This is a genomic window from Akkermansia sp. N21169 (assembly GCF_029854675.1).
Classification (GTDB): domain Bacteria; phylum Verrucomicrobiota; class Verrucomicrobiia; order Verrucomicrobiales; family Akkermansiaceae; genus Akkermansia.
Genome location: NZ_JARWNC010000011.1, coordinates 1 through 23238 on the forward strand (window position 1 = coordinate 1; position 23238 = coordinate 23238).

Genomic DNA, 23238 nt, shown 5'->3' on the forward strand with positions numbered 1-23238 from the left:
ACAATTATTCCCTGACGGACACGTACACCAAGGGCCGCCAGAACATGTTCCGAAGCTGGCTGATTTCCGACAGCCGCATGGAATTCCTGACCCGCTTGAATTCCGTCTCCCAGGACCTGGGGCAGGACCGCGCCGACCGGGGACGCAAAATCCTTCTTCTCGGCGAAGGGACTCTGGGATTGCGCGCCGACCGCAAGGACGAAATCTATGCCGGGCTCGTGCAGGTGGACGACTCCACCAACGTCATGCTCGACACGGTCTCCAAGAAAAACTCCCGGACGGTCAAAAACATCGCCTGGTGGGTCAGCGCGGAAAACCAGAAGGCGCGGATCAACCTGCCTGCCTACAAGGACAGGCTCCGCCAGGATGTGGACAAACTGAGGGCGACATGGAACACCCCTCCTCCGGACAATTCCTCCATCCGGGAGCTCGCCTCGCTCAACAGCACCCTTTCCACCGATGGAGGCAATGCCTACGATGAACAGGTATCCCGCCTGATTACGCGCGGCACCGTCCTGCTGCAGGCCCGCAATTCCCGTGACATTCCCAGCCTCTTCCACGACGTTTCCCTGTATGCCTCCGGTCTGCAGACGGACTCCAAGTTCGGCGGGTTGAAGAAGGACATGAACATCATGATGTCCCAGAAGGAAGTTCCCGACGAATTCCGGACGGCCAGCCATGACGTCGGCCTGCGCCCGTACAACAATGAAGACGGCAATGCGGCCGTCACCGTGCGTCCGATCGCGTCGTGGCCGCAATTCTATTACTGGTCCAACATCTGGGACGGGGCGACGGTGCGCAACGGCCAGGACGCCTCGGCGACACTGAAGTGGGACGGCAAAAGACCCTATACGCTAGTTGCGGCTGATGCCGAAGCTGCATCGACGATGATGAACAACCGCTACACGTACATGCGCAATCCCATTATGCTGCGACAGTACAACTTCATCGGGTACGTCTATTCGACTTGGGGCGATACTCGGGGATATCCTGCTGCTTCCAATGCGGGTTTCATTGTCCCCTGTACTTTTGTTACGCCTGTCTGCGTATGGTGGAATCCGTATAACGTGAGTATGAAGTTCGAAGGGGCGCAAGGTGAAGCTTTCGGGACCTACATCAATGCGGAACACTTCCTGCCCCTGAAGTCTGCCTACAACTTTTACCGAGATTTCGATCATTGCTACACGAGAGGTGAATCGAATTACGTCGATGACTCTTTGTTGTCCAATTTTACGGATGATTCTTATACCTCCTATGCCACTTCTCTGGGCGGCTTCGGTTATGGTCACTTCTCCAGTGGTATCCAGCGGCCTTTGGCTGATTACGGCAGTTCCCTGCGCCAGACGGTGGAGATGTCCGTGGAAGGCGAGCCCGATAAGGGAGAGGTCTCTTTCCTGGCACCTGGGGAAATAGTCATGTATTCCCAGCCGGATTCTGATCGCGATCTGGTGCCTCCGACGAATAATCTTGCCCAGTTCTTTCGCGAAGTGGCACCGCATCCGGCCATGGCCAAGTACAACAACTATGACCTCCGTGTGGACAACTATCCCCTCAAGGAAGGCTGGTCCGAGAATATGTATCAGGTAACGGCCTATGGCTGGAGTTTCGTGTGGTGCGGTATCCGTTTCGACTCTCTCTACGGCAGTTCTTCTTTCCCGACATTTCCGCAGCCTAATTCTCCGCCTACCCATACGTACCGGAAAGCCAAGGTCGATTTTATTAGCAAAGCCAAGGATTTGACTGTCCAACCGCGTAACTCCGTGCTCTCCCAAGTGTATACGGATGAAGGAAAGGATTCCGGTGAAATGAGCTCGTATGTCAGCATTGCGGGTTTGTTCGATCAGGATGAAGTCGGTAAACAATACAAACTGACTCAGTCCGGAGGAGGGTCCATGGGCGACATGCCCGATTCGTTTGCTAAAAAGTCCCCGGCTTTCTACAATCTGAATTGGGGTATCTGGGAAGAACCCCTCATCCAGGAAATCAAGCTGCCGCATGAATTATATCGTGATCGTGCGAATCCGGAAAACCCGTACGATAACAAGGACCCTGCCTCAATTCAGTCCGGTTACAAGAAACCTACGGGTGCTGACGGTATTGGTGCCCAGAAATACGATTTTGTTGCCTACTACGGCTTGTCCGTCAAGTGGAGCCAGAGCCCGTTGATCGGTACCTACCCTGAAGACAAGGACTACCGCACCAAGATCTGGCAGCACTCCTCACCGCTCTTCTGGGGTAGCCAAATGGTGGCCGCCAGCGATTTGTCCCGTACTTACAGCCCGTACCAATTCGAAGTCAAGCACCACAACGACCCGGAAGGATTTGCTCCGATTACGATTGCCAACGTTCTGAACAACGACGGAACGCGCCTCACGACCTTCGGAGGCCCCGGCGCCGAACAGATCAACAAGATCTCCGCCACGGAAATCCCCATTCATCCGCCCTACTCCATTGCCGGATTTGCCGGCGCCCGCCTGACCCCCGGCTGGTACACCCAGGGCAATGACTCCCCGGCGACTATTGCAAAGCGTTTTGCCTACCAGTCCGGCGTTCCCGGAATCGGTATTGGCAACTCGTTTGCCGACCCCATGATTCCGGGTGACCGGGTGTTCATTCACAGCGAAATCTCGGGAGACAAGGAACTCGGAGATTTCTGGGATCACGCCCTGATGGCCAACGACGGCGTCTGGGACTCCTGGTTCGCTTCTTCCATCTCCAACCGTCCCACGCAAATCGGAGGCAATGGTGGCAAGGAAGAATACACCAAGATATTGCAGGATGTACTTGGAGCGAGAAAGGATTCTACCGCCAGCACGAATTCCATGGAAGTGCTGCCCAATTCCCGCTTCTCCTTGAATCCCGGTGCGGACAAAGTTGAAGATGTTATCAGTGAACTGAGCGATTCCGACGGCTACAAGAAAGTGGCCAAGTATGTCAGCGTCGAAGGCGCTTTCAATGTGAACTCTACATCCATGAAAGCGTGGAAGTCCGTCATCAAGGGGCTCAGGGACCGCCAGTTGCTTTTCAACTCCTCGACCAACGGGATTACGCTGATGAATCAGGATAAAAACACGGCCTACTTCTCCCGTTTCGGCGTAGCCAGCAGCGACCAGTCCCATGTGGACGATTACGGCAGCATTGGCATTACCAATGGGTTGACCGACGGTGTCGCCCAGGCATGGTCCGACCTTCGCAAGCTTGATGAGAGAACGCTCGACAGCTTGACGGAAAACCTCGTCGCCGAAGTCAAGAAGCGCGGCCCGTTCCTCAACATGGCCGAGTTCGTCAACCGGCGTCTCGCATCCGGAGACCTCGGGTTGAAAGGCGCCATCCAGGCGGCCATCGACAACACGGGCATCAACTCCGTCTTCGACCAGGTGCAAAGCTCCGTCCTGAATCCCTCCGCCCCCTATCCGAACCCGGAGGCCGCGCGCGGCAACGTGTTTACGGGAGCGCCCGGCTACCTGATCCAGTCCGACATCCTGGCCGTGCTGGGCAACATCCTGACGACGCGGGACGATACGTTCACCATCCGGGCGTACGGGGAACTGACGACCAAGTCCGGCAAGAGCATCCTCTCCCGCGCCTGGTGTGAAGCCGTCGTGAAGCGCGGAGTGGACTATGTCGATCCGACGAATGCCCCCGAAACCGCTGCGTATGAAGTCAATACGAGTACGGGTTCACTGGACAGAACCCAGTTGAGCAATATCAACCGTGCGTTCGGGAGAAAGTTCGACGTGGTTTCCTTCCGTTGGCTCTCACCTGAGGAAGTGTAAGCCATCGTCCACTTTTTTATAGCAGATCCATAATTCTTATTGAGAAAGCAAAAGCAATCGGGAAGAATACAGAGGTTATTCTTCCCGATTGTTTTTTAATCTTTCTACTTTCTCTACTTCATATGTTTTCTCGAACTATTTCCTGTGCGGCTCTAGCCGCCTTTGCCATGTGCCCGGTTTGGGGAGAAGAAGCCGTAGCCGCGGCGGATACTCCATCTCCGGACGACGCCTCTCCCCAGTTGTCGCTCGTATCACCTCCCGACAAGCTTGAAACGGGGATTCGATTCATTCAATCCCGCCAGATGGTTGGGAATAGCGTTCGGACAGCCATGATGCCTCTGTCCCCGGGTATCGTTTCCGTTGTGCCTCTCGGAACTGGTTTACCGGCCAAGAGGGTTCCTTTTCCCGACGACAAAGTGATCCGCCTGTATGATACGACGGAAGCGGCCGAGTGTTCCGGAATGCCTATGCTGAGTTGTCCCCTACCCGAGAAGCATGGGAGCAGAATGCTGGGTGTGCTGTTGCCCGGCAAGGACGGGTTCAATATTCTGTTTGTCGATGAAGCGGATTGCATGCCCGGCATCACGTTATTCCAGAATCTGACGAAAAACACCTATCTGTTGCATGCTCCGGCCGTCCCGAAAACGGAAAAGGATCTGGCGCTGTTGACGCCCGGAGGTCATTGGACTTTCGGATCCTCGGGCAAGAGTGCTCCGTCCGAAAGATATCCGCTGGAAATACGGAAGGAGATCCGGGACAAGAAGGGAAAGACCCAATGGTATATGGAGAGGAAGATGATGCTGCGCCGCGAAAGCTATTCCGGTCTCCTCATTTTGTTCCTTCCCGATGAACGGGGTGGACTGCAAATGATTCAGGAAATTTCCCTCTACAAGGATGTTGCCGGTTAGGACTTGCTTTTTCTGAACAGAATCCCAGTGAAGAAGGTGGCTAGCGTACCGATCGTGACGCGCCAGGGGAAGGCTATTTCCGGAATATAGGAGTTCAGGGATTCCGGCATGGGGATGAGCTTGCTCAGGATTCCTACGGCCAGGAATCCGGTGATCATGGCGATACAGTTGCCCATGTCGCAGCCACGGCGTTTGGTCAGCATGCCCAGCAGGAAAACCCCCAGCAGGGAGCCGTAGGTATAGCCGAAAATACCCAGTGCGATTGGTATGATTCGGGCTTCTTCATGGTGGACGACGTAATTGGCCGTAATGGCTCCGACTACGATCAACAGGATTGCAAAGAAAACGGTGCCCCACCTGGCTGCCAGTAGAAGTTCCTTTTCTGTGGCACGGGGGCGAAAAACTCCTTGGTACCAGTCTTTGGCGGCAGTTGTGGACAGGGAGTTCAATGCCGTGGAGAGCGATCCCATGGCTGTGGCCAGCAGGCCGGCGACGAGAAGTCCCCGTACTCCGGGAGGCAGGCTGTAAATGATGAAGTGGGGAAAGATCTCCAACTTGTTTGTCGGTACGTCGAGTCCCGGATTGGACTGATAGAAGACGTAAAGAAGGATACCGGTAAACAGGAAAACAAGGACGACGGGAACATCGATCAGACCGGACAGGATGACGGCTTTAGATCCGGTAGAGGAGTTTTTGCCGGCCAGCATGCGCTGGACCATATCCTGGTCGGTACCATGCGTTGCCATCGTGACGAAGGTGGAACCGAGAAAAGCTGCCCAGATCGTATATTCTTCTCCCAGAATGTGGAAGATTTGATCTACACAGCCTCCTTCCTTGGCGAATCCCCAGGACCATACCGACCAGTCGCCGGGTTGGTTGAGCGTGGAAGTGATGGTATCCCAGCCCCCGGGGATGTTGAAGAAGAGGACGGCCAGAGCGGAAATGATGGAGACGGCTAGTACGCAGGCCTGAAGGACATCCGTCCAGACGACGGCTTTCAGGCCGCCGATGGTCGTGTAGATGGTGGTGGCAATGGTAATGACGACAAGGGCTATCGTGTAGTATTTAACGATTTCGTCCTTATTGGCGACCGTTCCATAGATGTATTGGTAGGCGATGACAAGCAGGATACCTGCAAAATAGAGTCTCGTGCCGCTGGCGAGTACGCGACTGATGAGGAACACGAGCGACCCCATGCGGCGCGTGAGGAGGCCGAAGCGTTTTTCCAGATACTCGTAGATAGAGACCACATTGTAGTCGTAATAGGGCTTCAGGAATAATTTCCCGACGACAATGCGGCCCAGGATGGTACCGATGCAAAGCTGGACGTAGGTGAAATTCCTGCTGGTGTAGCCTTCTCCCGGGGAGCCGAGAAACGTTGCTGCACTGACTTCCGCCGCGATGATAGAGGCAAGGATGGCCCACCAGGGGAGGGAACGCCCGCCCAAGGCATAGTCTTCAATGCTTTTCTGTTTTCGTCCGGCGAAGATGCCGATCCCGAAGATTGCAATGAAGTAGAAGAAGAGGACCAGTGCGTCAGTGAGCATAAACGGATGAGGCAGGGGAAGAAACAGGCCGCAGGGGACGCCTGCGGCCTGAGTGCCGATGAGAGATGTTTAGGCCTTGATTTTGGCTTCCTTGGCTTCCAAGGCAGCTTCGACAAGCCCTGCGAACAGGGGATGCGGATGGTTGGGCCTGGATTGGAACTCCGGATGGAACTGACAGGCGATGAAGAAAGGATGGGCGGGGATTTCGACGATTTCCACGAGCCCTTGTCCTTCGGAGGTCGCGCTGATTTTCAACCCGGCATTTTCGAGGGTTTCGCGGTAGGCAGGATTGAATTCGTAGCGATGGCGGTGACGTTCCGAAGCCGTTTTGGAGGAGTAAAGCTTTTCGGCGAGCGTGTTTTTGGCGATAACGGCTTTGTAGGCTCCGAGGCGCATGGTTGCTCCCATATCGTCGATGCCCTTTTGTTCTTCCTGGAGACTGATGACCGGGTAGGGAGTTTCCTTGTCGAACTCCGTGGAGTTGGCATTGGCCAGCCCGCAGACGTTGCGGGCGTATTCGATGACGGCGACCTGCATGCCGAGGCAGATGCCGAGGAAGGGAATGTTGTTTTTGCGGGCATATTCCACAGCTTCGATTTTGCCTTCGATGCCGCGGTCCCCGAATCCGCCGGGAACGAGGATGCCGTCGACATGGCCGATGAGGGCTTCAGCTCCTTTTTCTTCAAGGTCTTCGGCATCGAGACGGACGATTTCCACTCGGGCGTCATTGGCGGCGCCGGCATGGGTGAAAGATTCGTAGATGGACTTGTAGGCATCCTGCAGGGAGATGTATTTGCCCACGACGGCGATTCGGACGGAGTGGCTCGGCGTGATTACGCGACCGACGAATTCCTGCCATTTCTTGAGATCCGGAACAGGAACGTCAAGACCGAGCTTTTTGGTGACGATGCGGTCGATCTTATCTTGGCTGAGATCCAGCGGGCATTCATAAATCGTGTTCTTTACGTCGCGGAAAGCGATGACGTTTTTGGCTTCCACGTTGCAGAACATGGCAATCTTGCGGCGTTCTTCCTCGCTCATGTCATATTCCGTACGGCAGATGATGACATCGGGCTGAATGCCGATTTCACGCAGTTTTGCGACGGATTGCTGGGTAGGCTTGGTTTTCATTTCTCCGGCAGCCTTGATGTAAGGCAGCAGGGTGACGTGAATGAAGCAGACGTTTTCCTTGCCGACTTCGAGGGCGAATTGTCGAAGGGCTTCCAGGAAGATGTGGCCTTCCATGTCCCCGACCGTACCGCCGATTTCCGTAATGATGACGTCCACGTTGGCGGATTTTTCCGTCAGCTCGTACAGGCGAGCCTTGATTTCGTCGGTGACATGCGGGATGTACTGCACGGTTTTGCCGAGGTAGTCTCCGTGGCGTTCCTTGCGGAGGACATTTTCAAAGACCTGTCCGGAGGTCAGATTGTTGAGGCGTGAGAGGTTGCATTGGACGAAGCGTTCGTAGTGGCCCAGGTCGAGGTCGGTTTCGGCTCCGTCGTTGAGGACATAGACTTCCCCGTGCTGGTAGGGGCTCATGGTGCCGGGATCGACATTGAGATAGGGGTCGAACTTTTGCAGGGTGACCTTCAGGCCGCAACGTTCCAAAAGAGTGCCGATGGATGCGGCGGCAAGGCCTTTGCCAAGCGAAGAAACGACGCCGCCGGTAACGAAGATGTATTTCATAAGATGGTTATGCAAGGTTGTTGAGAATGATTTGTTCCACGAGGACGGCCTGTTCGGGGGTGTCCACACCGACTCCGTCGTGTTCGGTGAGGATAACGCGGATGCGGGCTCCGTTTTCCAAGGCGCGCAGTTGTTCCAGAGACTCTGTTTTTTCCAGAGGAGTGGGTTCCCAGCGGACGTAGTTTTCCAGGAAATCCCTGCGATAGGCATAGATGCCAAGGTGGCGCAGGGGTGGATTGGCGGGGGCGTTGCGCGGATAGGGCAACGGAGAACGGGAAAAGTAAAGGGCATCGCCATTGCGAGCCAGGACGACTTTGACGACGTTCGGGTTATCGAAGTCGTTTTTATCGGCAATCGGGCATGCGGCGGTTGCCATGGAAAGGCCGGGGTCGGCCAGGAGGGACTGGGCAAGCGAGTCGACAAGGACAGGATCGATCAACGGTTCATCCCCCTGGACATTGACGACGTGGGTGGCATCGGGAAAGGCCTGGACGGCTTCCGCCAGGCGGTCGCTGCCGCTCGGATGATCGGGAGAAGTCATGATGACTTGTGCTCCGAAGTTTTCGGCGGCTTTGCGGATGCGTTCGTCATCCGTGGCTATGGCGACGGCCGCCAGGGATGAACAGCGGGTAACCCGTTCCCAAACATGCTGGACAAGAGGCTTGTCCGCCAGCATGTGGAGCGGTTTGCCGGGGAAACGGGACGAGCCCCATCTTGACGGGATCAATCCAATAACTTGCGGTTCGACAGGTTCGCTCATCTTCTCAAAATCACTTCGGGGTACACTACCAGTCCTTGAGCAATTCGTCCAGCGTCAACCTCATTCATTTTGCATTGAAATGGAGAACCCTTTGGTTGCGAGGCTCATGGAACTGGATACACTCCTCCCCGGCGGAAAATAAAAAGGACCGGAGGCGATGTACTCCGGTCCTGGTGGGAAAGACAGGGGGGGCTGTTTTGTCAGACAAGCCGTTTCCCTTCCAAAATGGAGGAAATGCAGGAAGCCATGATATCGGACGATATTTCGTGGACATCGAACCCTTGGCCGATTTCTTTGAGCATCAGGACGGTTAATTCCCCTCCCAGGTGCTGGCGGAAATGTTCCAGACCACTGAGTACGGCATACCGGGGACCGCGTCTGAGGCCAAGAATCGGGCTGCTGACGGGCAGACCCAGCCGTACGAGGAGGTCGATGACTCTTTGACCGTCGGCAGCAGGCATCCAGCCCATGGCGACGGAGTAGGCAATGTCCAGGTGCATGCCGATGGCGACGGCAGTGGCATGGCCGATAGAGTATTCCGAGAGGGCTTCGAGTTCGTGGGCGGACCAATGACCGAAGTCCAGGGGGCGGCTGGTTCCCTGCTCGAACGGATCGCCGGATTCGGCGATGTGCCGTGCGTGCAACAGGGCGGATTGTTCGACGGCGTGTGTCAGAGTGTCCGGTTCGAGGCGGGCCAGTTCGTCGGCGTGTTCTTCCAGCCACTGGAAGAACGGAGCATCGCGGATGACGGCAACTTTGACGATTTCCGAGAGGCCGACTCTTTTGAGATGCTCCGGTTGGCGGATCAGGAGGTCTCTGTCGTTGATTGTAGCCCAGGGCACGGTGAAGGTGCCGAGGTAATTCTTTTCACCACGGAAGTTGATGCCGTTTTTTACGCCGACGCCGGAATCGGCCTGGGAAAGTGTCGTGGTCGGGATGCGGATGAGCCTGATACCCCGGTGCGCAGTAGCGGCGGCAAAGCTGACGACGTCTAGAAAGGCCCCTCCGCCAATGGCCAGGATGTAGGAATGGCGATCCATGTTCTCTGCCTGGATAGCGGTCAGGGCCCTTTCCCAGACAGCCATGGAAAGCTTGGTTTGTTCACCTCCGGGCAGGGTGATCAGTTGCCGGAAGTCGACTTCCTTCATGGTTTTGGAAAACCATGCTGCGACGGCTGTCCCCAGATCGGGCATGGCTATGCTGGCGGCTTCTTCGATGAAGGTGAGGCAACGAATGCCTTTGCCGCCTTCCAGCAAGCCGGCCAGTTCCCTGTTCTCCGGGGAGAACAATTTGTTGGTCGAACAAACGCGGTAGGGGAATGAGACATTGAGGGTCAAGAGATTGCATGACATAAATAAGTCTCCTTTCTAAATGATGTTATGATTGTTGCGATGACGGCAGGCGCCGTAAAACCGGGATGGCACGGCGCTGTAAGGCATCGTTGGAAGCATCGCACATGGAACGGGATACGTAAAGCTTGAAAGGAACTTTATTCGTTTCGATTTCAATGATGTCGCTTTCCCCCGGCTTGTCGAGAAGTTCAGCTAGATGGGCAAGGCTTTTGACCGGGACTCCATTGATTTTTTTGACGGCGCAGAATCCGCTGTTGTTGTAGCCCAAAGTGGCGGGAGTCGGGAGAACCGGGCCGATGATAACGATTTCCTCGGCTTCTTCTTTGGCATAGTCTGCCTTGTTGTTCAGGAGTTCCAGGAATTCCATGGGCATGTTGCCGTCGTTTCTGTCCTTGAGGGATTTGATGTAGGGATCGGTAAACTTCTGGAAGACGAATCCCCCGTAGATGATGTAGGGAGGGACGGCGTTGGCTGCCCGGTCAAGGGAAATGATGTCTTTGTCGAGGGCGTCCCGATCCATTTTGAGGGAGAGCTCCATGGGCTTGCCGTCGCGGCGGATGGTGATATGGATGGTGTCCCCGATGCTCTGGGAATCGTGCATGAGAGTACCGGCAGGGACGGGACCGAGAAGGGGATCTCGCGTGAGTCCTCGATTGTCGACGGCATGCCCGTTGATGGATTCCAGAACGTCTCCTTTTTTGACGCCGGCGCGTGCGGCGCTGGAATGGGGGACGACGTTGGTAATATAGATGCCGTTGCCGGAAGGTGCGAGCTTCAGGTATTCCCGAAAGACGGGGTCGGTCAGGGGGGCGACCTGGATTCCCATGACGGGGAATCCGGGCTTGTTGCCTGCTGCATTGTTGAGGAACCCGTTGATAACGCGCACGGTGGCGGTGACTGCCTTCTGGTTGGATTCCTTGTAGTTCAAACTGATTCCGGCGAGTTTGCCGTCGGAAATAACTGGGATGGTAGCTCCGCCCGTGACGGGATTGAGGGCAGCCCGTATCCTGTTGTAAAGGAAGGCCGGGCTATCGTTGTCAGCCGAGAAGGGTTCGGCGGACAGGATGGTGCCGTCGGCAACGAGGGGAAGTCCTTCATCGGAGAATTGCCAGAGCTGGACAGTACTGTTCAGGGGGAGATCCTTGCCGATGGGTACGGGTACCATGTCGGAGAAGAATGATGCGTCATCGGGGTTTTTGACCGTGATGAGAGACAGGCCGGATTCAGGATCGGAGTAGGCCACGCTGGCCGGTACCGTCTTGCTGCCGTCGGAGGAGATCAACTCCAGGAAGGTGGCGTCGCGGATGACGCGCTCGACTGTCAGGAATCGGCCTTCTCCCAAGTAGATGGCAAAGCCGCGGGAGTAGGAGGGCTCCTCTTTTTGCCAGGGCTGGAGCTGGTTGTAGGCCTGGTGGGTTACCTGGACGATGGCCATGGACGCCGTCGGTTCGGGAACGGGAGCCGGAGCGGGCGGCTCTTCTGCTGTGATGGCGGTTTTTTCCGTTTCCTGGGGTTGGCTGTCGGAGTGCCCTCCCGTTTTGTCGTAATCTCTGGGTTTGCAGCTGATGGCGAGGGATACGCCGATGACCAGAATGAAGATGTGGCGGATCAACATGACTTATTTGTCCTTTCCTTTGCTGTCGGTGAGGGGTTCCCGGTTGCTGTCCAGGCAGGCGGTTTTGCTGATGTTGTATTCCCGGGCAATACGTTCATTGGCCTGGGGGATATCCTTGCGACGAAGAATGATAGGCCTGCCTTCGGTGTTGCCTTTCAGTTCGATGGTAATATAGGGCGAGTCAACCGGAGGGTGTTCCGGATAGAGCAGGGAATACAGATGGGCAAGGCTCTTGACGGGAACTCCATTGACTTTTTCGACAATCGGATGGGAGCCGATTGGAGGAAGCTGGGAATTGATCTCGTCGTCGAGGACCTTGGTAAGCAGGACGAGCTCATCGTTTTTGAGAACGCCTCCTCGTTCGATGAAGTCGCGGAGATCAAGTGCAATATCGGAGTAGGAAACGCTCTGGGCATTGATGACGTCTCTTTGCAGGGGTTGGAAGACGAGTCCGGCACAGACGACGTAGCGTGGCTTTTTGTCGTATTCCGCAGAGAGGATGCTATTGGCGACGGAAGGTTCGAGTTTGACGGAGACGGATTCCTTTTTACCCTTGCGGATGATGTCGATGTCGATGATGTCGTCCTTGAAGCAGCGTTCAATCAACTCGTTCATGCTGATGTTTTCACCGTCCAGGCGGATCATGCCGGAGCTGTCCACCTCGTAGCCGTCTACGTTCATGATGACATCTCCCGTCTGGAGGATGCCGTCGCTGGATGCTCCCTTGGCGACATTGCCGACAAGGACGCCTTTTTCATCGTCAGGCAGACCGAGGGCCTTGCGCATGGCCGGGTTGGAAATGGGGAACAGAGTGATGCCCAGGTCGGTGTATTCGTCGTATTGTCCGTCCTTGATATCCTGGAGGAAGCGTTTGATGACGGGGATGGGTATGACGTAGCCTGTACTGTTGGCGTTGGTGATGCCCTGGAAGGCGACGCCGATGACTTTGTTGCCCATCAGGACGGGGCCGCCGCTGTTGCCTGGGTTGATGGCGGCATCAATCTGGACGGCGAGGTGGTTGTTGACCCGGGGGTGGGAGTAGGGGATGAAGTCAATGCGGGAGACGACCCCGCGGGTGACCGAAAGGCGGCTGCCCCCGATCGGATAGCCGATGGCGCGGACTTCGTCTTCCAATTTCGGCAATTCCTTGCTGAGTTCCAGATAGGGGAGTTCCGCAAAGGGTGCAAAGTCTTTTTCAGCGACTTCCAGCAGCGCGAGATCGGAGTCGTGGGCGACGTATTTGACCCGGGCTGGAATTTTCCGGGAGGAACCGTATTGGGAAATATTGATACGTTCGGCGTTACTGACAACGTGCGCATTGGTGAGGAAGGTCCGTTTGCCGATGAGGAAGGCCGTACCGATGCCTCCGCGGTAGTCTCCTGGTTGCCAAGGCATGGAATAGTCGGGATTGAGCGTATCGACTTCGACTTTAACAATGCCTTTGTATTGTTCTCCGGAAGTCGGGATCAGGCCGGACATGAGTTTCTCAACTCCGTATTCGGAGACGGATGGAGCGTCGATGGCATCCTGGGCCGGCGAAAGGCCTATCAGGATGCACGGCAGCAAGAGGCGGTACAGTATCTTGTTCATGACGGTCTAATGGAGGGGTAGGGAGCGTCGTCGGTGCAATGCCGGTTCTTCCGGCGTGGAGTTATCTTTTACCTTGTTTGGAGAGGCTAAGCATCAAGGCAACAATGTCCTGATGCAAGGTTTCCAGCTGCTGGCTCATGCGTTTTCCTCCGCGAATGTCGAGTTTCGGCATGGTATTGATGGCCTGGGCGACGCGTTCCGCACAGCGGGAAAGTTTCTGGGATAGAAGCAGGCAGTCGGCATTGCCGTCATTGATCTGGAGAATGCAGGAGAGTGTGTTGGGAGTGACGTACCGGAGAACCGAGAAAATGGTGGCAATGTCCGGATTCAAAGAATTCGGATAGGCCTGTTCCTGGGAGATGGCCGAGGCAAAAAGACGCTGGGCGGCTTCGGACAACTTCATGATTTGCTGGAACAACGGATGCGACATGCCCAGTTGGGCGTCGATGGCTTCGTCTTCGTCGAGAATGTCGAACAGGGTCAATCCGCCGGAGATCCGGCTGGAAACAACCGTACCGTTTTCATCGGAAGCGGCCAGTTCTCCCAGAGTGTCGTCCCATCCCATGACGAATGCTTCGCGCGTATCGGCAAAGAGTTCCGTTTTGTACTTGCGGTGTATTTCCTGAAAAGCGACGGCGGAGGCTTCTGCCTCGCGAAGGCGGATATCCCAGCGGCTGTCCGGGAGGGGATCCGTATCTTCCTGGTGGTGGGAATACTGGTCGATCCATGAGGCGACATAATCCCGCAATGTTTGCTGGTTGCACATGACCTGGGCTTGTTCGTCCTCTTTGGTCATGATCCAGTCCGGGAGGGAGGTTCTAATTTTGAATTCGTCCACTTCCAACAGGAACATGCCGTGCCTTCTGGAAAACCATTCCAGATAGAGCTGGTTACTCAGTGTTTTGCTGTTGAACGGGGATACAATGCGCCGGGAGGCGGTCAAATCGCCGACGAGACCTTCTTCCAAGGATGAAAAAAAGTCGAATCTGGACAGTTGTTCCGGAGTGTTCCGGGCGTTTGGGAGGGAGAACTCGGCGACGCAGCCGGCCAGATCCCTCAAGCAATCGCCCTCGAGCTGGAACCGTACGGGTAGATCACACCCCTTGAGCCACAGTTCCAGCAGGACGGTGCCTTTGGTACTGTTGTCGATTTTGCCGTGTTGGACGAATTCGGAAAGACGAAAAATCATAGGGGTGGGATCTGGGGGATGGGAAGTTGGTTGAGTTAGGAATGCCGTGCCCCGGGTGAAGGTAGTTCGGCATCCTTGGCTGCGATGAGTTCGGCATTGACGAGTAAGCCTGCAATGGCGTCCCAACGACCGGTCGTCAGAGCTTCGCGCGGTTCGGCCGGCATCGTGACGGGGATTGAACCTCCGTGCCAGGAAACCGTCATGGATTCCAGATCGACGGTGACGACGAGAGAGGGATCTTCCTCAATGGCCTTGTTGATAGCAGAGAGGTTTTCCGGTGTGGCGCAGACGCATGGGAGGCCGATGCCGGTGCTGTTGCCGAAGAAGATTTCGGCGAAGGAACCGGCGATGATGGCTTTGATTCCGGAACGTTTGATGGCTTGCGGAGCGTGCTCCCGCGACGAACCGCAGCCGAAATTAACGCCGCCGATGATGATGGAAGCGCCAGCGAAACGGGGATCGTCGATGGGATGGTTCTTGCTGGTGTTATCGGCATTGAAGCGTTCATCCCAGAACATGGTGCCGGCAAGTTCATCGAAGGTGATGCACTTGAGGAAGCGGGATGGAATGATGCGGTCCGTATCCATATCAGCTCCAGGAACGGGGACGCAGGTACCGCTGATGCGGATGACTGGTGTGAGTGGCATGGCTTTAGGAAAGATTGGATTGGTTTTGGGTTCCGGAGAAGACTTCCCGTGCGTCGGAGATCCGGCCCGTCAGGGCCGCCGCAGCGACCATGGCGGGACTCATCAGAATAGTGCGGCCCGTGGGACTGCCTTGACGTCCTTTGAAATTGCGGTTGGAGGAACTGGCGCAAATCTGGTCTCCAACGAGTTTGTCGGGATTCATGGCCAGGCACATGGAGCACCCGGGCAGGCGCCATTCGAATCCGGCCTCTCGGAAGATGGCGGAAATGCCTTCTTCATCGCACTGGCGCGCCGTCATTTGGGAACCCGGCACGGCAATGGCCCTTACTCCGGAAGCGACTTTACGCCCCTTGATGAGACCGGCGACTTTGCGGAAGTCGGAAATGCGTCCATTGGTGCATGAACCGATGAAGCAAACCTGGATTTCCTGTCCCTTGATCGGATTGCCGCTGGTGAAACGCATGTATTCCAGCGCCTGCCGGGTCATTTTGCGTTCGTCTTCATTGCGCGCCTGGTCGGGGGAGGGAATTGTGCCGTTGATGCTGATACTTTGATCCGGGGAAATGCCCCAGGTCACGGTAGGTTCGATGGAGGCTCCATCGATTTCAAGCACTTCGTCGTAAATGGCATCGGCATCGGATGCAAAGCTTTTCCAGCGGGCGACGGCCTTGTTCCAGTCGGCGCCTTGCGGAGCGAACAAGCGTCCCTTGATGTATTCGAAAGTCGTTTCGTCAGGATTGACGTAACCGCAGCGTGCTGCTCCTTCGATGGCCATGTTGCAGAGCGTCATGCGCTCGTCCATGCTCATGGCGTCGATGACGGAACCGCCGTACTCGTGGGCAAAGCCCAGACCTCCCTTGGCTCCGAGCAACCCGATGAGGTACAGGGCTACATCCTTGGCGGTGACGCCGGGAGCAAGCCGTCCGTTGACATTGATGCGGCGAACCTTCAACGGACTCATGGCAAGGCTCTGCGTGGCGAGTACGTCACGCACTTGGGTTGTGCCGATGCCCATGGCGATGGCCCCAAAGGCTCCGTGGGTGGCGGTATGGGAATCCCCGCAGACGATCGTCATGCCGGGCTGAGTGATGCCCAGTTCTGGGCCAACCATGTGGACGATACCTTGGTTGCCGGTGGGAAGATCGAAGAAACGGATGCCGTTTTCTGTACAATTTTTGCGTAGTTCGCGAATCATGGCATCGGCAAGGGAATCGGCGAAAGGTTCCTGCTGGTTGTCCGTGGGAATGATGTGATCCACGGTGGCGAATGTACGGTCCGGATAGGCGACTTTGAGACCAAGATCCCGGACCATGCCAAACGCCTGCGGCGACGTTACCTCATGCAGCAGGTGCGTCGCGATGAACAATTGCGTCCGTCCGTCCGGCAGTGTGCAGACGGAGTGCGCATCCCATATTTTTTGGAAAAGCGTTTTTCCCATAGCTAGAGCCAGCATCTACTTCAGGGGGAACTTCGTCAAGGTGCAAGGGTGTAATTTATGGAGACTTTGTGTCTTACCTGTCCTTGTACGGAGGCGGATAAAGGGATTGGCGCCTTGGGTCGGGCGGGGTTAACGGAGGCGGTTTTCGAAGGCGCGGAACTGGATGGCCTCGTAGATGTGTTCCTCGGTGATGGAACCGCTGCCGGCCAGGTCGGCGATAGTTCTGGCAACTTTGAGGATGCGGTCGTGGGCACGGGCGGAAAGCCCCAGTTGTTCGATGGCCTGAGTCAGGATGCCGGTGGCTTCCGGAGTGGGACGGCAGTGGGCCTGGAGCGTTTTGCCGGAGATGTCCGCATTTGTCCGGAAACGGGTGCCGGAGTAGCGTCGGTGCTGGAGTTCCCGGACGGCTGTTACACGGGACCGGATGCCGGCAGATGGTTCTCCGGCTGGGGCCGAGACAAGGGTGGACGGCTCGACTGCCGGGACTTCCACGATCATATCGAAACGGTCCAGCAAAGGCCCTGAGATTTTCTTTCGGTATTTTTCCACCAGGGCTGGGCTGCATTTGCAGGCATGCCGTCGGTCTCCCTGATAGCCGCAGGGGCAGGGGTTCATCGCCGCCACGAGCATGAAACGCGCGGGAAAGGTCATGGTGCCCGAAGCTCGGGAGATGATGATTTCCCCGGCTTCCAGGGGTTGGCGGAGGGTTTCCAGCGTTTGACGTCGGAATTCGGGTAGTTCGTCCAGAAAGAGGACGCCGTTGTGGGACAGGGATATTTCCCCCGGGGCAATGCTGGAGCCTCCTCCCATCAAGCCCGCATCGGAAATGGTATGGTGGGGCGCTCGGAAGGGACGTGTACGCATCAGTCCGGCATCCCTCTTCAACAAGCCGCAGACGGAGTGTATTTTGCTGGTTTCCAGCGCCTCTTCGTCCGTCAATGGAGGGAGAATGGTCGGGATGCGGTGGGCAAGCATGGATTTTCCGGATCCCGGGCTGCCGCTCATGAGGATGTTATGGCCTCCGGCAGCGGCTATTTCTAGGGCGCGGCGCGCATAGGCCTGGCCTTTGACCTCGGAGAAATCCACATCGTACTCTGCCTCAAAGGTTGTGGGAGGACAGATGGCAGGCCGTGGCATGAGCTCTCCGGAGACGAGTCTCCAGGCTTCTTTCAGAGTTTCAACCGGGTAGACGGCAATTCCTTGGACGGCTGCGGCTTCCATGCCGTTTGACTGGGGGACGACGATGTTTTTCTTCCCGCGGTTGCGAGCTTCGATGACGAGTGGCAGAACTCCCTTGACAGGCCGGACGGAGCCGTCCAGCGCCAGTTCGCCGATGATGGCCCATGCCTCGGTTTCCCAGTTTGCGTTCGTGGCGCAGGTCAGGATTCCCATGGCGATGGGCAGGTCGAAACCGGGGCCTTGTTTCTTCAGGTCGGCTGGAGCCAGGTTGATAACGATGGTTCCGAGCGGCAGATTCAGTCCGCTGTTGGTGATGGCGGACTCCACGCGCTGAGTACTTTCCTTGACGGCTGTGTCCGGCAGGCCCACAATAAGGATATGGGGTTCCGGTGCGGGGCGGATATCCGCCTCGACCTCTACTTCCACTCCGTCGATGCCGGAGATGGATGCCGAATAGAGTCTCGCTGTCATACGGCGGCAATATACAGTTTTCCGAAGCGAATCAAAATTATTTCCTTGCGGAATCTTGTATCCTCGCGAATGGACTAGTATTTTTTGCTTTGGGAAGCCTGCTTCAAAACGTTGCGCTCGTGTTCCGTGAGGCTGTCGAGTCCTTGTCGGCCGATTTTGTCCAGAATGGCATCGATTTCCTCCCGGGAAGGAGATTGCATTCGCGAGGCTCGCGGTTCTCTTTCGGCATATGGCCCGTTGTTTACGGGAGAACGGTGCAGCAGTTTACGGATTCCCATGATGGCGAACCCCATGAGTATTCCTCCCATATGTCCGGCTTCTCCTCCTGCGTTGTTCCAATCCATGACTATCACTGCAAGGGCGATGCCCAGGATAGCCAGAGAGAAGGTTCGGACGCTCATGTCGACCGGCGGAAAGAGCAGTTGTACCCTGGCATCAGGAAACAGAACGGCACATGCGGCAATGGCTCCGTAAATCGAACCGGAAGCTCCTACCATCGGGATGTACTTCCATGCGTTTTCCATTCCTCCCGGGGTTCCTGCGTCCCAGAGGCCGAAATACCCGAGGACGGAGGAAAACAGGGCTGCCGCCACACCGCATGACAGGTAAAAAATTAGAAATTTACCCGGACCGAAAATGCGTTCGACAGGCCGCCCGAAAAACCACAATGCCACCATGTTCAGAACGATATGTCCCAGATTCGCATGGAGGAACTGGTAAGTGATCAGTCTCCATATCTGTCCCATGTCGAAGACGGTGTAAACACTGTAACAGCCCCAAATCTCCAGAAAATCGGTATGACCGTCTCCCCTGAGGAAGAAGCCGATCAGAAAGACAACGGTATTGATGATAACCAGTCCTTTGACGATATCAATGCTGCCCGGACTCCCGGTTTTGGCGGAAGAATGCATCCAGTCTCTGTCGAGAATGCTCATGATGTTTTTAGTATATCGGTGAGGGGGAGGGTGACAAGTGTTCCCTCTGTCTCCGGAAAAGAGAAAAATAATTTTATATACGTTTGATTATAATTAAACTGAAATGAACGGTTCTCAAATCCGCTTGATGTAGATATAATTAATTTATTATCAGCATATAATAATATTGTTTTTTCTGCGTCGTTTTTATGGATATCGTTGAGTAACGTTTGGATGATCAATGCGTTTTTTTACTTGCTAGCGGATTTGAGATTCGATATAGAGAATGAAATTCTACTTCTTTTTCTCTATGAAACTTCGACTTCCCCTTTCTCTGAAGGCCGCTGTCATGGCCTGCATGTCTTCTTTTTGTGTCTGCACTAGTTCTGCCGTAACCGGTACAGTTACCGTGGCTGCCGGGGAAACGCTTGGAGCTGCAGACGCTAATTATACTCTTGGAAACTCTTCGACGAGTGCGAGTGCTGCCATTACGGAATCGACGTTGACCTTGGAGTCTACTTCAACATTTTTGGCTCAGACATTTACTACCTCTGGAACCAATAATGTCATCAATATCAATATCAGCGGAACCATGAGTGCGACGACGGTGAAGCTGGGAGACTGGAGGAGTCAGACAATTTTATCGTTGAAAGCCGGTGGCGAGTTGAATGTTTCCGGCGATACGTGGCTGTTTCTGGGTGGCCCAGACAGGGCTCTCATTAACCGGGATTCTACAATTACGATTGAGGGGGGGACGGCAAATTTAAAAAAATTATTTGTCGGACGAGGTGATCGGTGGGATCTTCCGGGTACAACTGGCTTTACGGCCGGGACGGGGGCGGATGGAGAGATACATAATTATTTCAGAATGACCTCGGGTCGTTTGAATATTGGTTCGGGCGGGTTAACGCAGTCGCGCCAAACGAGTATCCATTTCAGTGGCGGAACCTTGGGGGTTATGGATTCCGATTGGACATGGGAGGGGCTCATGTTAAATACGAGAGGAAGTGCAAGTGCGGATGCTCCGAATCAAACGGATCCGTCGATTATCAATCTCGGTGGCAATCTGACCGTTGATACGGGGGCGACTGTTGCTTCGGAATCGACGGCCGTGGGCGACGGCAAGGTCATTACCATAGGAGCCCAGATCGTCAATGACGGCAGCTCGGCTGGCGGGATCATCAAAGTCGGGAAAGGCACGTTGGTGCTGAGTGGTGAGAATACGTATTCGGGAGGTACGACTATTTCTGCCGGGATGCTGGAAATTTCGAATGTATCGGCACTGGGCAATGGAGGAGTGACCCTGGCAGCCTCGACGAATCTTCTTTCGACTGTTGCTTTGGATATCAAAGGAACATTAAGTCTGGCGAATGATACGGCGATATCGCTTTCGACGTCCGATCCCTTGAAAGCATCCGGGATCTCATATGACGGTACTTCCGTAACGACCTTGAAATTGGGCGGCGATTATGCGACGGGAGGCTCTGCCGTTACGGTGGTTCAAGTAGACGGGCATAATTTTGGGGGAGATGAATCTCATTGGAACATTGTCTTTACCAAGAGAGCCCAGGCTGATTTTGTCTATGGCAATGGAACGATCACGGTGGCGAATCTCGAATATCTTGCTGCCGGTGATATAACTTGGAACGGAGGTTCTGCCGGCGTGTGGGAAGCCATCGGAAACGGATGGGTCAAAACGGGGACTTCTACCAGTGATGTCTATTTCGACGGAGACAATGTGACGTTCGGTTCCGAACATGCAGGCAATGTAAGTGTCGTTGGAGCCTTGTCGCCCGGTAAGGTGTCGTTTACCGGTGGTGAATATGCGTTTGGAGGTGCAGGTTCTCTGGGTGGGAAGTTTGATATTGTTGTCGGAGGCGGAGCTGATGTGACATTTGGTGATGGAATTGTGGTTCGAACGGGAGGCAACACCACCGTTACTGATGGGACTTTGGTTCTTCCGACCAATAGCGACCCGGGTCAAATTACTTTGGATGAAAATGGAACCTTGCAGCTTGGCAGTTCTTCTTCCATTTTGTCGAATTTCGATCATCAGGAACTGACGGAAGGAGGACACTTGCAGATATGGGGTAGAGGAAATTTGAGTGCAACGGGAGGTGGTGACGGTAATCACACGACACTTAAGGTGGGTGAAGGATTTCACGGGACAATTGAGATGAAATCGGGATTGATCGATTGGGATGATTCTCTTAATGTCCTCAAAATAGGATCGGATGATGCCAATGCTCCCAAAATCATTTTGAATGGGGGTGGCGTGGTGACGAAGGTAACAACTAGCCAAATTTACAATGATATTGAAATAGTGGAAGGAGGAGGTGTTATTCGTTTGTATGGTAATGTGTCGTCAACCTATTACGGCACTATCTCTGGAACGGGGAATTTGTCCCATACGGACGGAGGGAATTTGACGATCAAATCGACATCGTTCTCTTGCGGTAAATACGTTCATTCTGCTGGTACGACTACATTTGACGGAACCGATATCAATCAGGCAATCGCCTTTGGAAAAGATGGCTTTTCCGCGTCGTCCGGTACGATTAATTTCAAAAATACGACGGTAACTTCCAATGGTGCATTTAATGCTACGGGGAGAACGTATGTCAATCTGGACAATACGACCATGACTCATAGCGGGACATGGTCTGTGAATGCGAGTGGGGCTGTTCAGGATTTGAATCTTACCGGGAAGTCGACGTTGAATTTGACGAGAAACGGGACTGTCCAATTGAATAATTGGGGCTGGGGGAATTCGCATACAACGATCAATATCCAGGGAGGGAGTATTTTTAATCTAAGTGATGGTGTTTTAAAGTTTGGGAATGACGGGTATTCTGTAATCAATTTAATTGATGGGGAGATGACAGTCAAAGGTCTGGATTTTAATAAATCTAATGGCAATGGCAATAATGACCGTAAGAATAATGCCTTGATTATGGGAGATCCCTCCAATGGATATTCCGGTAAGGACAATTTGTTGGTGATAGGAGGCGATGGCATCAAGAATATTCGGGATCAGTTTACGGGAGCTCCTCAGAGTGGAACCGTGACATCCGGGCTTTACGAAGCTACGAATATTCAATTGGGAGATGGTACGGTACGTGCTTCAGCGAATTGGTCGACATCCAATAGTAGTAATGGAGCGGCAAGCGGATTTAACAACGCCGATGTCAAAATCCACTTGATGAGTACCAATGGAACGACGTTCGATACGGGCGTCTATACCATTACGATGAATCATGGGTTCGATGGTGTCGGCAAGTTGATCAAGGCCGGAACCGGGACTCTGCAAATTAATAATTCTAGCGATTATAAAGGCGGAACGGATATCCTGGGCGGTATCGTTGTGATGGGAAATGCGGAGGCTTTGGCGGATGGCAAGATTACGTTCGATTCCAAGAGCGGCACGGCCCAGCTGACTCTGATTGATGAAGATGGCGCAACGCTGTCTCATGAAATTGCGGTTCTTTCCGGAACCAATACCATTTATCATTCCAAGGAAGAAGTTCTTCTTTCCGGTCCGGTGACGATTTCCAAGGGAGCTGCCCTTCAGATCGGCAGTTTGATGCAGCATACGATCAGTGTTGCAAATCTCCAGGGAGAAGGTGAATTCAAAATCATCAATTCCCTGCGCGATACGACATGGGGTGGGACTAATCCAGGCCATGGCAAGGAAGAAGCCAAGGGAGGCTGGGACTACTTCGTGTTCCTGACGGGTGACAATGCCGATTACTCGGGTGATGTCTCCGTCGTGGATACGAAAAGCGAACCCGGCAAGGTTTACGGCAGCCAGCTTGTTCTAGGCAACGCCAATGCTCTGGCCCGTTCGTCAGTGACACTGAATGGCAATTCCGCCTTGAATGTCCAGGCGGACAGCGCTTCCATCAAGGGGCTTTCGGGAGATGGCTGGGTGTCGACGCATAAGGATTCTGCCGCTGGAAAGACCTATAAGCTGACGCTGACTCCGGACAAGGATTACTCCTTCTCGGGGATCATTCAGGACGGCAACATGACGGGCCTTGGTTCCGGCAAGCTGTCGTTGGAGATGAACGGGACCGGGAGCCAGGAGCTGACCGGCGAGAGCACCTATACGGGCGGCACGACGTTGACGGCCGGGACGCTGAAGATCGGCAAGGGAAGTTCCC

The 23238-nt window shown here is 54.8% G+C and carries 14 protein-coding genes; 3 read left to right on the forward strand and 11 right to left on the reverse strand.

The window, feature by feature from the left end; genetic code table 11:
* Both QET40_RS00130 and QET40_RS00135 read left to right on the forward strand, forming a co-directional pair.
* Nucleotides 1-3776 (forward strand): hypothetical protein (locus tag QET40_RS00130; protein ID WP_345783033.1); only part of this gene is annotated, 3776 nt, incomplete at its 5' end.
* 122 nt (nucleotides 3777-3898) lie between these two features.
* On the forward strand, nucleotides 3899-4684 hold the full coding sequence (locus QET40_RS00135; protein WP_280125137.1) for a hypothetical protein: 786 nt from the start codon (nucleotides 3899-3901) through the stop codon (nucleotides 4682-4684).
* On the opposite strand, the gene QET40_RS00140 is transcribed toward QET40_RS00135, so the two are convergent.
* The 11 genes from QET40_RS00140 to QET40_RS00190 form a co-directional block, all read right to left on the reverse strand.
* A complete protein-coding gene (locus tag QET40_RS00140) occupies nucleotides 4681-6231 on the reverse strand; it encodes a sodium:solute symporter (protein ID WP_280125138.1) in 1551 nt (516 codons plus the stop codon). The two genes, QET40_RS00135 and QET40_RS00140, sit on opposite strands and share 4 nt — an antisense overlap.
* Nucleotides 6232-6300: 69 nt before the next feature.
* Nucleotides 6301-7920 carry a CTP synthase gene (locus tag QET40_RS00145; protein WP_280125139.1) on the reverse strand — a complete coding sequence of 540 codons (1620 nt, stop codon included), beginning with the start codon at nucleotides 7918-7920 and terminating at the stop codon, nucleotides 6301-6303.
* 7 nt (nucleotides 7921-7927) lie between these two features.
* Nucleotides 7928-8680 (reverse strand): 3-deoxy-manno-octulosonate cytidylyltransferase, encoded by a 753-nt coding sequence (gene kdsB / locus QET40_RS00150; protein WP_280125140.1) that lies wholly within the window; start codon nucleotides 8678-8680, stop codon nucleotides 7928-7930.
* A 200-nt stretch (nucleotides 8681-8880) separates the two neighbouring features.
* Nucleotides 8881-10032 (reverse strand): 3-dehydroquinate synthase, encoded by a 1152-nt coding sequence (locus tag QET40_RS00155; RefSeq protein ID WP_280125141.1) that lies wholly within the window; start codon nucleotides 10030-10032, stop codon nucleotides 8881-8883.
* A 25-nt stretch (nucleotides 10033-10057) separates the two neighbouring features.
* Nucleotides 10058-11647 (reverse strand): PDZ domain-containing protein, encoded by a 1590-nt coding sequence (locus QET40_RS00160; protein ID WP_280125142.1) that lies wholly within the window; start codon nucleotides 11645-11647, stop codon nucleotides 10058-10060.
* Nucleotides 11648-11650: 3 nt separating this feature from the next.
* Nucleotides 11651-13237, reverse strand: a complete 1587-nt coding sequence (locus QET40_RS00165; protein ID WP_280125143.1) for a S1C family serine protease — start codon at nucleotides 13235-13237, stop codon at nucleotides 11651-11653.
* Nucleotides 13238-13298: 61 nt separating this feature from the next.
* Nucleotides 13299-14426, reverse strand: a complete 1128-nt coding sequence (locus tag QET40_RS00170; RefSeq protein WP_280125144.1) for a hypothetical protein — start codon at nucleotides 14424-14426, stop codon at nucleotides 13299-13301.
* A 35-nt stretch (nucleotides 14427-14461) separates the two neighbouring features.
* The gene (leuD, locus tag QET40_RS00175) at nucleotides 14462-15073 is read right to left on the reverse strand and encodes a 3-isopropylmalate dehydratase small subunit (RefSeq protein ID WP_280125145.1); all 612 of its coding nucleotides are present in this window, start codon (nucleotides 15071-15073) and stop codon (nucleotides 14462-14464) included.
* A 4-nt stretch (nucleotides 15074-15077) separates the two neighbouring features.
* Nucleotides 15078-16511, reverse strand: a complete 1434-nt coding sequence (gene leuC, locus QET40_RS00180; protein WP_280125146.1) for a 3-isopropylmalate dehydratase large subunit — start codon at nucleotides 16509-16511, stop codon at nucleotides 15078-15080.
* A 129-nt stretch (nucleotides 16512-16640) separates the two neighbouring features.
* Nucleotides 16641-18161, reverse strand: coding sequence for a YifB family Mg chelatase-like AAA ATPase (locus QET40_RS00185; protein WP_280125147.1), 1521 nt, complete (start codon nucleotides 18159-18161; stop codon nucleotides 16641-16643).
* A gap of 74 nt (nucleotides 18162-18235) precedes the next feature.
* On the reverse strand, nucleotides 18236-19096 hold the full coding sequence (locus tag QET40_RS00190; RefSeq protein ID WP_280125148.1) for a rhomboid family intramembrane serine protease: 861 nt from the start codon (nucleotides 19094-19096) through the stop codon (nucleotides 18236-18238).
* Nucleotides 19097-19385: 289 nt separating this feature from the next.
* Between QET40_RS00190 and QET40_RS00195 the strand changes: the two genes are divergently transcribed.
* The coding region (locus QET40_RS00195; RefSeq protein WP_280125149.1) for an autotransporter-associated beta strand repeat-containing protein at nucleotides 19386-23238 on the forward strand (3853 nt) is incomplete at its 3' end.

Coding starts and splice junctions, on each gene's coding strand:
- QET40_RS00135 (WP_280125137.1), top strand. CDS start 3,899: ATGTTTTCTCGAACTATTTCCTGTGCGGCTCTAGCCGCCTTTGCCATG.
- QET40_RS00140 (WP_280125138.1), bottom strand. CDS start 6,231: ATGCTCACTGACGCACTGGTCCTCTTCTTCTACTTCATTGCAATCTTC.
- QET40_RS00145 (WP_280125139.1), bottom strand. CDS start 7,920: ATGAAATACATCTTCGTTACCGGCGGCGTCGTTTCTTCGCTTGGCAAA.
- kdsB (WP_280125140.1), bottom strand. CDS start 8,680: ATGAGCGAACCTGTCGAACCGCAAGTTATTGGATTGATCCCGTCAAGA.
- QET40_RS00155 (WP_280125141.1), bottom strand. CDS start 10,032: ATGTCATGCAATCTCTTGACCCTCAATGTCTCATTCCCCTACCGCGTT.
- QET40_RS00160 (WP_280125142.1), bottom strand. CDS start 11,647: ATGTTGATCCGCCACATCTTCATTCTGGTCATCGGCGTATCCCTCGCC.
- QET40_RS00165 (WP_280125143.1), bottom strand. CDS start 13,237: ATGAACAAGATACTGTACCGCCTCTTGCTGCCGTGCATCCTGATAGGC.
- QET40_RS00170 (WP_280125144.1), bottom strand. CDS start 14,426: ATGATTTTTCGTCTTTCCGAATTCGTCCAACACGGCAAAATCGACAAC.
- leuD (WP_280125145.1), bottom strand. CDS start 15,073: ATGCCACTCACACCAGTCATCCGCATCAGCGGTACCTGCGTCCCCGTT.
- leuC (WP_280125146.1), bottom strand. CDS start 16,511: ATGGGAAAAACGCTTTTCCAAAAAATATGGGATGCGCACTCCGTCTGC.
- QET40_RS00185 (WP_280125147.1), bottom strand. CDS start 18,161: ATGACAGCGAGACTCTATTCGGCATCCATCTCCGGCATCGACGGAGTG.
- QET40_RS00190 (WP_280125148.1), bottom strand. CDS start 19,096: ATGAGCATTCTCGACAGAGACTGGATGCATTCTTCCGCCAAAACCGGG.